Origin of the sequence: Pseudomonas sp. GM49 (genome assembly GCF_000282355.1) — a bacterium.
Taxonomy (GTDB): domain Bacteria; phylum Pseudomonadota; class Gammaproteobacteria; order Pseudomonadales; family Pseudomonadaceae; genus Aquipseudomonas.
Map to the genome: position 1 here is coordinate 25,417 of NZ_AKJL01000147.1, position 13,806 is coordinate 39,222.

General features: G+C 57.8%; 17 protein-coding genes and 1 pseudogene. 11 read left to right on the plus strand and 7 right to left on the minus strand.

What is annotated here, in order from left to right; translation table 11 throughout:
* Nucleotides 1–77: 77 nt before the first annotated feature.
* The gene (gene ada / locus PMI29_RS15605) at nt 78–1,142 is read left to right on the plus strand and encodes a bifunctional DNA-binding transcriptional regulator/O6-methylguanine-DNA methyltransferase Ada (protein WP_007997840.1); all 1,065 of its coding nucleotides are present in this window, start codon (nt 78–80) and stop codon (nt 1,140–1,142) included.
* On the opposite strand, the gene acuI is transcribed toward ada, so the two are convergent.
* Nucleotides 1,143–2,126, minus strand: coding sequence for an acrylyl-CoA reductase (NADPH) (acuI, locus tag PMI29_RS15600; RefSeq protein WP_007997843.1), 984 nt, complete (start codon nt 2,124–2,126; stop codon nt 1,143–1,145). It lies immediately after the preceding gene.
* A gap of 213 nt (nt 2,127–2,339) precedes the next feature.
* Here acuI and PMI29_RS15595 point away from each other — a divergent pair, with 213 nt between their 5' ends.
* The 7 genes from PMI29_RS15595 (at nt 2,340) to PMI29_RS15565 (ending at nt 7,241) form a co-directional block, all read left to right on the plus strand.
* Nucleotides 2,340–3,407, plus strand: coding sequence for an NAD(P)H-dependent flavin oxidoreductase (locus tag PMI29_RS15595; protein ID WP_007997844.1), 1,068 nt, complete (start codon nt 2,340–2,342; stop codon nt 3,405–3,407).
* Between the two features lie 125 nt (nt 3,408–3,532).
* Nucleotides 3,533–4,300, plus strand: coding sequence for a molybdate ABC transporter substrate-binding protein (modA, locus tag PMI29_RS15590; RefSeq protein WP_007997846.1), 768 nt, complete (start codon nt 3,533–3,535; stop codon nt 4,298–4,300).
* Nucleotides 4,301–4,981 carry a molybdate ABC transporter permease subunit gene (gene modB / locus PMI29_RS15585; RefSeq protein WP_007997847.1) on the plus strand — a complete coding sequence of 227 codons (681 nt, stop codon included), beginning with the start codon at nt 4,301–4,303 and terminating at the stop codon, nt 4,979–4,981.
* A gap of 3 nt (nt 4,982–4,984) precedes the next feature.
* Entirely contained in the window at nt 4,985–6,064 is a 1,080-nt protein-coding gene (modC, locus tag PMI29_RS15580) for a molybdenum ABC transporter ATP-binding protein (protein WP_007997849.1), read from the plus strand.
* 103 nt (nt 6,065–6,167) lie between these two features.
* Complete coding sequence (locus tag PMI29_RS15575; protein ID WP_007997851.1) at nt 6,168–6,389, plus strand: hypothetical protein; 222 nt, start codon at nt 6,168–6,170, stop codon at nt 6,387–6,389.
* 129 nt (nt 6,390–6,518) lie between these two features.
* Nucleotides 6,519–6,749: a hypothetical protein gene (locus tag PMI29_RS15570; RefSeq protein WP_007975977.1), complete on the plus strand. Its 231-nt coding sequence runs from the start codon at nt 6,519–6,521 to the stop codon at nt 6,747–6,749.
* A gap of 207 nt (nt 6,750–6,956) precedes the next feature.
* Nucleotides 6,957–7,241 carry a hypothetical protein gene (locus tag PMI29_RS15565; RefSeq protein WP_007997854.1) on the plus strand — a complete coding sequence of 95 codons (285 nt, stop codon included), beginning with the start codon at nt 6,957–6,959 and terminating at the stop codon, nt 7,239–7,241.
* A gap of 25 nt (nt 7,242–7,266) precedes the next feature.
* Here the strand turns inward: PMI29_RS15565 and PMI29_RS15560 are convergent, their stop codons facing one another.
* Complete coding sequence (locus tag PMI29_RS15560) at nt 7,267–7,932, minus strand: TetR/AcrR family transcriptional regulator (protein ID WP_007997856.1); 666 nt, start codon at nt 7,930–7,932, stop codon at nt 7,267–7,269.
* 179 nt (nt 7,933–8,111) lie between these two features.
* Here PMI29_RS15560 and PMI29_RS15555 point away from each other — a divergent pair, with 179 nt between their 5' ends.
* Both PMI29_RS15555 and PMI29_RS15550 read left to right on the plus strand, forming a co-directional pair.
* A complete protein-coding gene (locus PMI29_RS15555) occupies nt 8,112–8,954 on the plus strand; it encodes an NAD(P)H-binding protein (protein ID WP_007997858.1) in 843 nt (280 codons plus the stop codon).
* Nucleotides 8,955–9,046: 92 nt separating this feature from the next.
* On the plus strand, nt 9,047–9,241 hold the full coding sequence (locus PMI29_RS15550) for a hypothetical protein (RefSeq protein WP_007997859.1): 195 nt from the start codon (nt 9,047–9,049) through the stop codon (nt 9,239–9,241).
* Between the two features lie 202 nt (nt 9,242–9,443).
* Here PMI29_RS15550 and PMI29_RS15545 read toward each other — a convergent pair whose 3' ends face one another.
* The gene (locus PMI29_RS15545; RefSeq protein WP_007997862.1) at nt 9,444–10,049 is read right to left on the minus strand and encodes a transglycosylase SLT domain-containing protein; all 606 of its coding nucleotides are present in this window, start codon (nt 10,047–10,049) and stop codon (nt 9,444–9,446) included.
* A 107-nt stretch (nt 10,050–10,156) separates the two neighbouring features.
* Nucleotides 10,157–10,978 (minus strand): MinD/ParA family protein, encoded by an 822-nt coding sequence (locus PMI29_RS15540; protein WP_007997864.1) that lies wholly within the window; start codon nt 10,976–10,978, stop codon nt 10,157–10,159.
* A gap of 199 nt (nt 10,979–11,177) precedes the next feature.
* On the opposite strand from PMI29_RS15540, the gene PMI29_RS31100 reads away from it, so the two are divergent.
* On the plus strand, nt 11,178–11,399 hold the full coding sequence (locus PMI29_RS31100) for a hypothetical protein (protein ID WP_007997867.1): 222 nt from the start codon (nt 11,178–11,180) through the stop codon (nt 11,397–11,399).
* A gap of 302 nt (nt 11,400–11,701) precedes the next feature.
* Here PMI29_RS31100 and PMI29_RS32590 read toward each other — a convergent pair.
* From PMI29_RS32590 to PMI29_RS15530, 3 genes and pseudogenes are all read right to left on the minus strand, one after another.
* Nucleotides 11,702–11,779, minus strand: a pseudogene (locus PMI29_RS32590) (cell wall hydrolase); the annotation flags it as partial.
* Nucleotides 11,780–11,985: 206 nt separating this feature from the next.
* Nucleotides 11,986–12,636, minus strand: coding sequence for a hypothetical protein (locus tag PMI29_RS15535; RefSeq protein ID WP_007997869.1), 651 nt, complete (start codon nt 12,634–12,636; stop codon nt 11,986–11,988).
* Between the two features lie 525 nt (nt 12,637–13,161).
* A partial coding sequence (locus tag PMI29_RS15530; RefSeq protein WP_007997871.1) for a tRNA (adenine(22)-N(1))-methyltransferase occupies nt 13,162–13,806 on the minus strand: 645 nt, incomplete at its 5' end.

Genomic DNA, 13,806 nt, shown 5'->3' on the forward strand with positions numbered 1-13,806 from the left:
TTTGACCGCAAGCGCCGGAGTGCGAGGGTATTGCCCCGTGGTTAAGGTGTAGTCAACCACTCATAGGACATGACGCCATGACAACCCAATCGACCAAGATCACCATTGAAAACGATCCGCGCTGGGCCGCCGTTGTTGCGCGTGATCCCAAGGCTGACGGGCAGTTTGTTTATGCCGTGAAGACGACAGGCATCTACTGCAATCCCAGCAGCCTTGCGCGCTTGCCCAAACCACACAATGTCGAATTCTTCGATAGCGCCGAACAGGCTCAGGCCGCGGGGTATCGTCCCAGCAAGCGCGCGACAAAAGATCAGAGCGAACTCGCCGCGCAACATGCCGCGACGGTGGCCGCCGCTTGCCGCCAGATCGAAACCGCGGAATCGCTGCCGGCCCTCGGTGAATTGGCCGAGGCGGCAGGGTTGAGCAGCTTCCACTTCCATCGCGTGTTCAAAGCCGTCACCGGCCTGACGCCCAAGGGTTACGCCGACGCTCACCGCTCACGCAAGGTTCGCGAGCGGCTGACGAACGGCGGCTCGGTGACCGATGCCCTGTATGACGCCGGTTTCAACTCCAACAGCCGTTTTTATGAAGCGGCAGACCAACTGCTCGGGATGAAACCCGGGGACTACCGCGCAGCAGGTCAAAATAACGATATTCGTTTTGCCGTCGGCCAGTGTTCTCTGGGGGCGATTCTGGTGGCGCAGAGTGAGCGCGGGGTATGCGCGATCCTGCTCGGCGATGATCCGCACCAATTGGTCTGTGATCTGCAAGACAAATTCCGGCGCGCCAATTTGATTGGCGCCGATCAGGAGTTCGAAACGTTGATTGCCAGGGTCGTCGGCTTTATTGAAGCCCCGGCGATTGGCCTGGATCTGCCATTGGACGTGCGCGGCACCGCATTTCAGGAACGGGTCTGGCAAGCGCTGCGGGAGATTCCTGTCGGCAGCACCGCGAGCTACGCCGATGTCGCGCTACGCATCGGTTCGCCGAAAGCCGTTCGCGCCGTGGCTCAAGCCTGCGGCGCGAACAGTCTGGCAGTCGCGATCCCTTGCCATCGCGTGGTGCGCAGCGACGGCAATCTGTCGGGCTATCGCTGGGGTGTCGAGCGCAAACGCCAGTTGCTGGAGCGCGAGTCGCAGTAATCAGCGATTCACATCCACCACCACCCGCCCGCGCAACTGCCCGGCAAGCAAGCGCGGCGCGGCTTCGATGGCTTCGCTCAAGCCGATTTCGTGACTGATCAGCGGCAACAGGTTGAAGTCCAGATCCTTCGCCAGTCGACTCCAGGCCTCCACACGTTTGGCTTTGGGCTGGGTCACACTGTTGATGCCAGCCAGGGTCACACCGCGCAAGATGAACGGTGCAACGGACGCCGGAAAGTCCATGCCTTGCGCCAAACCGCATGCCGCGACGGTGCCATTGGCCCTGGTGCTGGCGCACGCATTGGCCAGGGTATGGCTACCGACCGAATCGATGACTGCCGCCCAGCGCTCCTTGGCCAACGGCTTGCCTGGTTCGGACAACGTGGCACGGTCGATGATTTCGCCAGCGCCCAGATGCTTCAGGTAGTCGTGCTCCGAGGTACGTCCGGTGGAAGCCACCACCCGGTAGCCGAGCTTGCTCAGCAATGCGATGGCGAAACTGCCGACGCCACCGTTGGCGCCGGTAACCAGGATTTCGCCCTGCTCAGGCGTCACACCGTTATGCTCCAAAGCCAGGATGCACAGCATGGCCGTGTAGCCCGCCGTACCGATGGCCATCGCCTGGGCGGCGCTGAATGCCTTGGGCAATGGAATCAGCCAGTCACCGTTCAGGCGAGCCTTTTGCGCCAAGCCCCCCCAATGCCCTTCACCCACGCCCCAGCCATTGAGCAGGACTGCGTCACCGACCTTGTAGTCCGGATGCCCGCTGACTTCGACGACACCGGCCAGGTCGATGCCCGGCACCATCGGGAATTTGCGCACCACCGGACTGCTGCCGGTGATCGCCAGGCCATCCTTGAAATTCAGCGTGCTGTAGGCAACACGCACCGTGACATCGCCCTCGGGTAACTGATCGTCCTGGATCTCTTGCAGTGTGGCCCGGTAACCGCTGTCGTCTTTGTCGATCAAAATACCTTTGAACATTACGGCCTCTCAATGGAATCAGTCTGGTGGTGGTGCATTTGAAATAACACATGGCAACCGATTGTCGTACTCGACTTTAAGCCAATCAGCCAACACATGGGGCGCTGAAGAAAGCCTGGCGAACTGAAATGACGACTGGCCTTGCGCCAGTCGTTGCGTTACAAATCCTGTTCTAGCGTCCCTGCCCGGATTCAACGTCGGAGAACACAGCACATGAACCAATGGCCAGATACCCGCATTCTTGACCTGCTCGGGATCGAACTGCCGATCATTCAGGGGCCGATGGCCGGTGCCACAAACTCGGCCATGGTGATTGCAGCCTGCAATGCAGGCGGCCTGGGCTCGATGCCAGCGGCGATGCTCAGCACCGATCAACTGCGCGAAGAGCTGAAAACGATCCGCCAACACACCCAGCGCCCGATCAACGTCAATTTTTTCTGCCATCAAACTCCAGCCCCTGATGAGCAACGCGCGCAGGACTGGAAAAACCTGCTGCAACCCTACTACCAGGAACTCGGCGTCGACTTCGATGCGCCAACGCCCGTTTCCAACCGGGCACCGTTCGATAACGCGGCCTGTGAAGTGGTCGAAGCGTTTCGCCCTGAAGTGGTGAGCTTTCACTTTGGCCTGCCGGAAAAATCCCTGCTCGACCGGGTGAAGGCCACCGGTGCGAAAGTGTTGTCCTCGGCCACCACCGTCGAAGAAGCCGTGTGGCTGGAGCAGCATGGCTGCGACGCAATCATTGCCATGGGCTACGAAGCGGGAGGCCATCGCGGGATGTTTCTCAGTGATGACCTGAGCAGTCAGGTGGGCACTTTCGCCCTGGTGCCCCAAGTCGTCGATGCGGTGAAAGTGCCCGTGATTGCCGCCGGCGGCATCGCTGACGCACGTGGCGTCGCCGCCGCCTTCATGCTGGGCGCTTCGGCGGTACAGGTGGGTACGGCGTACCTGTTCACGCCAGAGGCCAAGGTCAGCCCGTCCCATCACAAAGCGTTGCGCACCGCCAGGGAAAGCGAGACGGCCGTCACCAACGTGTTCACCGGTCGCCCGGCCCGGGGCATCCTGAATCGGGTGATGCGCGAACTGGGGCCCATGAGCGCCAAGTCTCCAGCCTTCCCCCTTGCCGGTGGCGCGCTGATGCCTCTGCGGGCCAAAGGTGAAGCGGACTTCAGCAACCTCTGGGCCGGTCAGGCATTTACCCTCGGGGTCGAATTGACCACCGAGGCACTGACTCGAAAACTGGCTGAAGAAGGATTAGCGAGGCTGCTAGGTCGCCCCTGAGCATCACTTGCGTTAAAATTGTATACAATTTTGTGACAGCACATTCCGTTCAAAGGCAATTCGCTATATATTTCTGTACATAACGATTCACCCCCTGCTGCAATTGCCTTTAACGGAGCCGTTTCATGACCATTCGTGCCTCACGTTTTGCCCCTGCGTGCCTCGCGAGCCTTATCGCCGTATTCGCCTTCGGCCCAGCCCAGGCGGACGAAGTCCAGGTGGCTGTCGCTGCCAACTTCACTGCGCCCATCCAGGCCATCGCCGCTGATTTCGAAAAGGACACCGGGCATAAACTGGTGACCTCCTTTGGCGCCACCGGCCAGTTCTACACCCAGATCAAAAACGGTGCGCCGTTCGAAGTGTTCCTCTCGGCAGACGACAGCACTCCAAAAAAACTTGAAGCCGAAGGTGACACCGTCAAGGGTTCGCGCTTTACCTACGCAGTCGGTACGCTGGCGCTGTGGTCGGCCAAAGAAGGTTATGTCGATGCCAAGGGCGATGTGCTGAAAAAGAACGAGTACCTTCACCTGTCCATCGCCAACCCGAAAGCCGCGCCTTATGGCCTGGCAGCTACCCAGGTATTAGCTAAGGAAGGTCTGACCGACAAGGTCAAAGACAAGATTGTCGAAGGCCAGAACATTACCCAGGCCTACCAATTCGTTTCCACTGGCAACGCCGAGCTGGGTTTTGTCGCCCTGTCGCAGATCTACAAGGACGGCAAGATCACCAGCGGCTCAGCCTGGATCGTTCCAGCCAGCCTGCACGACCCGATCAAACAGGACGCCGTGATTCTCAACAAGGGCAAGGACAACCCGGCCGCCAAGGCACTGGTTGACTACCTCAAGGGGCCGAAAGCGGCAGCTGTCATCAAGTCCTACGGTTACGAAATCTAAATGTCGCTATCGAGTGCCGATTTTTCCGCCATCTGGCTGACCCTGAAACTGGCGTCCCTGACGACCGTCATCCTGCTGATTGTCGGCACTCCGATTGCGTTATGGCTGTCGCGCACCCGCTCCTGGTTGCGCGGCCCGGTCGGGGCGATTGTCGCCCTGCCCCTGGTGCTGCCACCGACGGTGATTGGTTTTTATCTATTGCTGGCGCTCGGCCCTCACGGGTACATCGGCCAGCTCAGCCAATCACTCGGCCTTGGCACCCTCACTTTCAGTTTTGCAGGGCTGGTCATCGGCTCGGTGTTGTATTCGATGCCGTTTGTCGTCCAACCGCTGCAAAACGCTTTTTCCGCGATAGGCACGCGCCCTCTCGAAGTAGCCGCGACGTTACGGGCCAACCCCTGGGACACTTTTTTCAGCGTGACGCTGCCCCTGGCCCGCCCCGGGTTCATTACCGCGGCGATTCTCGGTTTCGCCCACACCGTAGGCGAGTTCGGCGTGGTGCTGATGATTGGCGGCAACATTCCCGAAAAGACCCGGGTGGTCTCGGTGCAGATCTACGATCACGTCGAAGCCATGGAATACGCCCAGGCCCATTGGCTGGCCGGGGCGATGCTGGTGTTCTCGTTTGCCGTCCTGCTGGCGCTGTACTCCAGCCGTAAAACCAAAGCGGGCTGGAGCTGACCGATGATTCAAATGCGTCTGAAACTGGGTTATTCGGGCTTCGCCCTGGACGTCGACCTGCAGCTGCCGGGCCGTGGCGTCACCGCGCTTTACGGTCATTCCGGCTCGGGCAAGACCACTTGCCTGCGCTGCATCGCCGGCCTGGAACGGGCCGATCATGGCTTTATCCAGGTCAACGATGAAGTCTGGCAAGACAGCGAAAACAAGATTTTCGTCGCGCCGCACAAACGTGCGCTGGGCTACGTGTTCCAGGAGGCCAGCCTGTTTCCTCACCTGTCGGTGCTGGCCAACCTGGAGTTCGGCCTCAAGCGCATCCCCAAGCCTCAGCGTCGGGTCGACATGGCCCACGCCACCGAATTGCTGGGCATCCGCCATTTGCTGGACCGGCACCCACAACACCTTTCGGGTGGCGAGCGGCAGCGCGTCGGCATTGCCCGCGCTTTGCTCACCAGCCCGAAACTGTTGTTGATGGACGAGCCACTGGCCGCGCTGGATGCCCAGCGCAAAAGTGAAATCCTGCCCTACTTGCAACGACTGCACGACGAACTCGACATCCCGGTGCTGTACGTCAGCCACTCCCAGGATGAGGTCGCGCGGCTGGCCGACCATATCGTATTGCTCAGCAACGGCAAGGCACTGGCCAGCGGCCCGATCGGCCAAACCCTGGCGCGCCTCGACTTGCCTCTGGCCATGGGGGATGACGCCGGCGTGGTCATCGAAGGTCGCGTCAGCGCCTATGATGCCGACTATCAACTGCTGAGCCTGCAATTGCCCGACACCACCCTCAACATTCGTGTGCCGCATACCCCCATGGATGCGGGCCAGGCACTGCGCTGCAAAGTCCAGGCACGGGATGTGAGCCTGAGCCTGCACAGTACCGAGCAAAGCAGCATTCTCAATCGCCTGCCGGTCACTGTGATCAGTGAAATGAATGCCGATAACGCCGCTCACGTGCTGATTCGCCTGGACGCCGCAGGCACGCCGTTGCTTGCGCGAATCACGCGATATTCTCGCGATCAACTGAACGTCCATCCTGGCCAGCAACTCTGGGCGCAAATAAAAGCGGTAGCGGTGCTGGCGTAAATCCGCCGGCACGCCTTAACCGACGAATTAACTTGCCTATTTTTTGCACGATCACCAATGGCTTCTATAGTTGAACTGAACACGAATCAGCTGCGGAGACGCCATGGAAGACATTTTCGTCGTGAAGCGTTGCAACAAGATCATCATCCATGGCCGCCGTGCGGGTGAACATGACCACCTGCCACCGGAAGCCGCGGTCTGGTATCGCATCGCCGATACCCGCACCCTGGGCTTTATCGGAGATGGCTATGATGTTGAAGAAGACGCCGTGCGTGTTTGCCGCCAGTTGAACGCTAAATCACAAGTGACAGCCCGACAAAGTTGACGAGCGTCAGCATTTTTTAACGGGTCTATACTGAAATGGCTGAAGGATCAGTAACCCTTCCAGCAGAAAGCTCGCCCCAGGCGGGCTTTTTGCTGCCACGACCAGGTTTCTTGAACGGAGGTGTTTCCCATGTCCGAAAAAGAGTCCATCACCACCCTGCTCACCTTGCTGGACTCCCGTCAGGCCCGCCTGGCCGCCGCCTGCAAGGAAATCGCCGACTGGGTCGATCATCAAGGCGGGCATCCCACCGCCCTCAGAATTCGTGATCGCCTGAACGACATCGAGAAGGACACGCCGCTGATCCGGCACACGCTGTCGTCTCTCCAGCCTGTCGACCGGCCTCTGCCTCGGTTCAGATGATCCGCCACGGAACTGCGGTGCAAAGACAGGCCCGATTCGGGCTGCATGATCGGTGACACTGACGTCTCCGAACCTTTGGCTGCCTGCTGGATTTCCATCCTTTCTCACAACCCGGCCTGGAACCGGGGTTTTTTGTTGTGCAAAACCAATCGAACGTCCCCGCTCACGTGGAGTCAACCGCTCACACGTCACGAAGGAGACGTTCCAATGGTCACTCATTTCAAAGTCAGCGGGCACCTGGCCTGCGGTCACCACGGCAACAACCTCGTCTCGACCCGCGAACTCAATCGGGTAAAATGCCGAAGCTGCCGGAACACCGACGCCTACAAAGAAGCCCGCAAGGCTGAACGCAACGCTGCCCGTCGCGCAGCACGCAAAGCCAAAGCCATGCACACCGTCAATGACTGGCGTTCAGCCTGGACCGAGCGACTGACCGCGATGGCCGGCCTGCAACGCCTGCCCCGTGGCTTTGGCGGCCAACCCTTCGTTTAGGGAAACTGAACTAACCACCAGGCTTTTACGGCGAGTCGATGTTCCTGCGCGCGGGCTCCATGATTTCGCGCAGGGACATTCGCTTGAACGCCTCGACCAGTGCTCGCCCTTCCTCTGGCGTACAAGTGACCGCCAGGCGCATGGTCGCCTCCCCCAGGTGCCAGATTAAAAACGCGGACTCCTCGACCTGTTGTTCGTCGCAGTCGGGATACACGCGAAGCATGGCCTGGGCCAGCAGCCCCCCCGCCACCCGGCTTTCCTTCAGTTCCAGCTGCAATAACTGCTTGTCGGCCTGCATACCGGACCAGATGTCACGCATCACCGGTGTCGCCATCACGATCTCGTAATACAGATCGAGCAACTGCGAGTAGGCTGCCCGCAAGCCCTGGGCATCCTCGACAGCCTCCATTGCTTCTTTAATGCAGCGACGGCTCTCAGCGTTGTAGCGCTCGGCCAGCGTACGGATGACGGAACTCTTGTCGGGGAAGTACTGATAAAGGGAACCGATCGAGATCTCGGAGCGCTCGGCGATTTCACTCATCTTGAGTTGATCGCTGCCCTTATCCGCAATCAATTGAGTCGCCACTGTCAGAATCCGCTCCTGACGATCGCGACTGCGCTGTTGCGTGGGATTACGTCTAACAGCTTCTGCAGCAGGCCGTTCGAGGGTTTCAGAGGGCTTTTTGCGCACGAGCGAATTTCCCGATCAATAACGTGACATGTACTCACCTTAGCATCGCCACTCCCCACGCCCAATAACAGATGTCCACACGTCGGGGAATTCAGTCTGATGGCTTGACGGGAAAACATGAGCATCTATCATCTTTTAAACATGAGCATCACTCACATTAACCGATGGAGATCAACGCAATGAAACCCGATCAACCAATCATGCTGGTCCTCGGCGCCACCGGCAAAACCGGACGGCGAATCACTCAACGACTCGAAGCGGCGGGCCTGCCCGTTCGCCGAGGTTCCCGCGATGCGAATCCCCCCTTCGACTGGGAAGATCGATCAACCTGGGATGCTGTGATAGATGGCGTTCATTGCGTCTACATTTCCTTTCAACCTGATCTCGCCGTTCCAGGCGCCCTTGAAACCATCCAGGCGTTCACCGACCTGGCGGTGAAAAGCGGCGTCCGCAAACTGGTTTTGTTATCCGGGCGCGGAGAGGTCGAAGCGGAACAGGCCGAACGTGTCATACAGAACAGCGGGATTGACTGGACGATTCTGCGGGCCAGTTGGTTCTGCCAGAATTTCAGCGAGGCACACTTTCTTGAGCCAATTCTGCAAGGTGAACTCGTACTCCCCGTCGACCAGGTCGCCGAGCCCTTTGTCGATGCAGAAGACATTGCCGAGTGTGCCGTCGCGGCAATGACCCAACCCGGACACACTAACCAGCTCTATGAATTGACCGGCCCTCGGGCGTTGACCTTTGCTGCAGCCGTGACCGAAATCGCCCGCGCCACCCGGCGCAACATTCAATTCGTCGCCGCACCGGCGGACGCCTATCGACAGGCATTGGAACAGGAACAACTTCCTCCGGACTTCATTAACCTGGTGTTGTACCTCTTCACGACTGTGCTCGACGGCCGCAACACCCCCGTGACCGATGGCGTACAGCGGGCACTGGGGCGGCCGGCGCGCGACTTCAGCGACTATGTACAGCGCACTGCCGCTGCGGGCATCTGGGGATATGGAAGTCCGACGTAAAGCAGTGGCGAGAACAAGCTTCGTCGACTAGGGTTTTTGGCGTATCGAACTGCGGCGCCTTAATTGGCAGGAGCCCGATCAAGGAGGAACCCATGTCACTCAATCGTAGTGCCGAACAAACCTACCGCCAGTGGTCGACCCCGATCCTGTTGGAACTCAAGGAGCGAGAACATCAAATGAACCCGTCAGACCGCCAGGCCTTGGAAAACGTACTGCTGGAAAGAAGGCTGATCAATATCGGCAACCCGGCCGGCAGCGATCGCCGCAAGGCAGACCCGGCGTCCTGAAGCATCAGGCAAGCACGATCAAGATAGAAACAATGGAGCAGAAACAAACAAGGGCTTGCATCAGCTTTCGCTTGCGAGCCCTTGATTTCAGATAACACCCGACGACGGAATTGATGGCGTTGAATGCACCTTGAGGAGCGTTGGTCGTTCAATTTTACGTCGGGTTAATTACCCTTTTGGACAAATCCAATCGTTTTCCGCGCTAAAACCACCCATTACGATCATCTTCCAGCTCCTGGCGACACTGCTTGAGTTGGGCGCTGTAGATTTCTGACCGCTTTTGCACTTTCTGGGCAACCTGCATCAGCCAGGGTTTACTGCGATAGGAATTATGGCTATAGCCCCCACGCCCCTCGTGATAAGCCAGGTACTGATTGTAGGTGTCCCATTTGGAGATGCCGAGCTGACGTTGGGTGCCAGTGGTGTACCAACCGATAAACATGATCGCGTCGTCGAAACTGTCACGCGAACCGCCATTGCCAGTATTGTCCTTGTACTCACCCCACACCGGGTCTTGAGCCTGCGCATAACCGTAGGCCGAACTGACTCGCCCCCAGGGAATCACCCAGAGCAGATAGTCACGAGGCGGCAAGGCGTCAGCCACGAAGCTGCTTTCCTGCTTCATGATCGCCATGGCCACATGCAGAGGCGTCCCGAATTCACTCTGCATCTCTAGCGAGTCCTCATACCAGTCGGGATACTCACGGTAAATACTGCAGAGATTGTCTTGATCTTTTGGTGGCATAGTCGTGCAACCGGTCAAAAACAAAAACAACAAAGCCAACAGCAAAACTTGCCCTTGTTTCATCCATCCCCCTCAAAAAAACAAGGGCATAAAGTGCCTAATGCCAGTCAGTAAAGCGGTAATGCGATCTGTAGCAGCTGCCGAGCTCGCGAGGCTGCTGCTACAAAGTGTCACCTTCTCGAATTATGGACGAGTTGGTCAACGAAGAACTCCATATGCCCTCTGGGGGTAGCCGGCAAAGGCCAAGCGTCTACCTTTAAAGCGATTTCCTGAAATGCTTGAGCGCACTTGGAGCGCGGAAAGTGTTCGTAGACTGCTCGCTGCTTCTGCACTGCCCTACGCGCACATTCATCGTACGGAACCGCTCCCACATACCGCAGGGTTACGTCGAGGAAGCGATCGGTGACTTTGGCCAATTTAGCGAACAGCACCTGACCTTCCTTCGGGTTCTGCTCCATATTGACCAGCACCCGGAAACGGTCCATTCCGTAATCACGATTAAGCAGTTTGATCAGTGCGTAGGCATCGGTGATCGAGGTCGGTTCGTCGCAGACCACCAGCAAGACTTCGTGGGCCGCCCGGACGAGACTGACCACCGACGCGCCGATACCAGCAGCCGTGTCAATCACCAGCACATCGAGACTGTCACCGATTTCACTGAAGGCCTGGATCAGGCCTGCGTGCTGAGCCGGAGACAAATGCACCATGCTCTGGAGGCCTGAAGCCGCGGGGACGACTCGTATCCCGCCCGGACCGTTCAAAAGTACATCGGATAGCTCACAGCGACCTTCGATTAAATCGGCAAGCGTGTACTGCGGGGTAAGACCCAACAGGACATCGATATTCGCCAAGCCAAAATCGCCATCAAGCAATACGACTCGCCTTCCAAGTTTCGCCAGCGCCAATGAAAGATTCACAGCCACAGTCGACTTGCCGACGCCGCCCTTTCCGCCGGTCACGGCGATAACTTGTACAGAACGCACACCATCCATGTTATTGATTCCCTTCCATGTGCAACGCGTGCGAGTAGTCGCTAGCTATCCCTAGATACGCAATGTTAACTGAAAAGTACAGACACATGGCCCCTGGCTGTATCACAGGATCACTAGAAACGCTGTAACCCACTACGTGGCAATCACGCGAACCAGAACTGCCACTGCTGCGATGCCCTCATCCGCCGACTAATCGCCTATGCCGGCTTCAGACCTGCTCCCTTCCGTTCCGTTCAAGATCAACGAAAACCAGCTCGCCCTGGAGGCTGCCATCATGGTGCTCCCGCTTTGTGTTGAGCATCGCGGAGCGGGCGAGATCGGCGGCAATATCCGCGGCGCCCTTCAAACGATTGACAAGAACGAAGAACTCATCTCGGGGGCAAGTCGGGCGCGCGTTTACTGCTGCAACTTGTGCACTTGACATTCTTTTTTCAGGGAAAATAAATGCAACCGCTCTAAAACGCAGTTTTGACGCAGGATGTCAATCGTTTGACATCCGTTCCCCCCGAGCTACCATCAGGGAATGGATGATACTGACCTAGGAAAAATATGAGCACCGAATCTAAGCACGGATGGAAATGGGCTTACCGAAAACTGCGTGGACTGTACTGCTCTCGCCGGACAGCCTTCTACAGAGCCACGCTTTATTCCCTTCGGGGCGACACGGGGTCGTTTTACGTTGATCGCAGCTGGGAGAAGATCCGTCTTCGTCGCTGATTGTGTGCCAGCCATCAATTCGCCGCGGGCCTCGCCCCACAACGTCCGGGCGAGGATGTCGCGGTCCTTCTCGGCTTCGGTCATCACTTTTCTCCAGGCGAAAAAAAGCCCGCGATCAGCGGGCGATAAATGGTTGTTCAAATCGGGAGGAAGCTATGCGTAATGCCAATCGAGCCGGTTTTCTTTGACTCCTGTTTCCCACACGCACAAAAAACCCCCTCGCCAGGAGGGGGTCTGATGTTTCAAAGGGTCAAACGGTTTTACCCGTCTTTACCTGGATTTTCGTCAGCTCAGCGCAGCGCAGGAATACCCGCAAACAGCCACGAAGTCTCCTGAACTGGCGCTGCTTCGTTGCGTTTACGCGCCCATTGAGTCAGCGCCACCATCATCGCAAAGCCGAGCACGATCAACACCGGATAGGCCATCAGCAACTCGGTGAGCGAATACTTCCAGGCCAGCGGTCGACCGACACCGAGCATGGCGGCATACAGCCAGGACACGCCCGACAGTGCGCCAGAGAACAGGGCAAACATTCGCACATTGACCTTAAGATCCAGCAGCGACCCGGCCTTCAGCATTGCCGGCAATACATAACGGTGTAACAACATGCCGTTGAATGTCAGCAACAATACAATAATGACTTTGGCTTGAAGTTTCGGATTGGCAAAATAGTTCATGCCTTTATCAAGGTAATCAATACCTATAATCGCAGCACCAGTCACCCACAAGAATATCAACGCATTGGCAACAGACTTCTGAAGACTGGCCATATGTTCATTGTCGTGCCCCGACGACACACGACCTTTCAGTAAATCCTTGACCATTGCGGCATCACTGGCAAACACCAGTCCGATAGCTACGCAGCAAGCCAACAGGTGAACGTACACTACGCCTAAACGCAAAAACTCCATGGATTCTTTCTGGCCGATCAGGCCAATCATTGTATTAATATCCAAGACTACATCTCCACTTATTGCGGCAGTGCAAATTGACCATGCCCCAGGCATGCGAATTAATTGATTAATTGCGCCTGCACGGCCAAGTTCGCATTGATTGAAGCAACTAAATAATTTGGTATTACAAGAGAGAGCGACTCGCCCAGCGAGTCAGTGATGACGGCATACTATCACTCCAGGTCTCAGGTAAAAAAAATCCCCATGCGCATTCCATTCAATGCAGATGAGGTATACGTCCATTTTATTAGTGAGTGCAGTGCGAACTCTCGAAGGTTCCGCCTGCTGGTGAATCAGAGCGAAGCATATCAAAATCGTTCACTTTTTAAGCAGAACGCTCGACAAACGGTACAAAATCCAACCCCCAGGGGTACCTGTTTCCCTGGCTGAAACCCGCGTTGCTACGGAGCTGAATCGTTTCCTGTCTTTTGCCGGAAAAAAAACAGCAATCGCACTGAACTCACATCGCCAGACCCGAGCGATGGCAAAAATTGCCTACCGGTCAGTGCGGGCTCAAGCCAGCAACTCGGTGATCCACCGGGCCTGCCGCGCGATGTCCTGCACGGTCTCCTCGGGCACGGCCTGCTGCGCCCGGGCAAAGTGGCTCAGGGTCTTGTGTTTCTGGCGCAACTTGCGCTGCCACTTGACCAGGAACGCCGGACTGCGGGCCTGCATCTGCAACGGCCCGAAGTACAGCTCTTGGGCGGTGTAGATCACCGGTCCGTTTCGCTCGGCGACGATGATTTCGTAGTCGAAACGATTTTCCCGCAGCACTTCCTCGCAGAGGATGCGATAGCCATTTTCCATCAGCCATTGGCGCAGTGGCTGTTCGCCGCCGTTGGGTTGCAGGATCAGGCGCTCCTGACCGCTCAGGTGCGCCTTGCCGCTGTCGAGAATGTCGCGGATCGTTTCGCCGCCCATACCGCAGAGGCTGATCGCCGTGATCCCGTCTCCCGGTTCGATTGCCGCCAGACCATTGGCCAGGCGCACGGTGATCTGCGGTTCCAGGCCATTCTCACGCACGGTGCGGTTGGCCGCGTGGAACGGCGTCAGCGCCACCTCGCCGGCCACCGCCGCGACAATGGCGCCACGGCGCATCAACGCCACCGGCAGGTAGCCGTGATCCGAGCCGATATCGGCCAGGCGCGCACCGGCTGG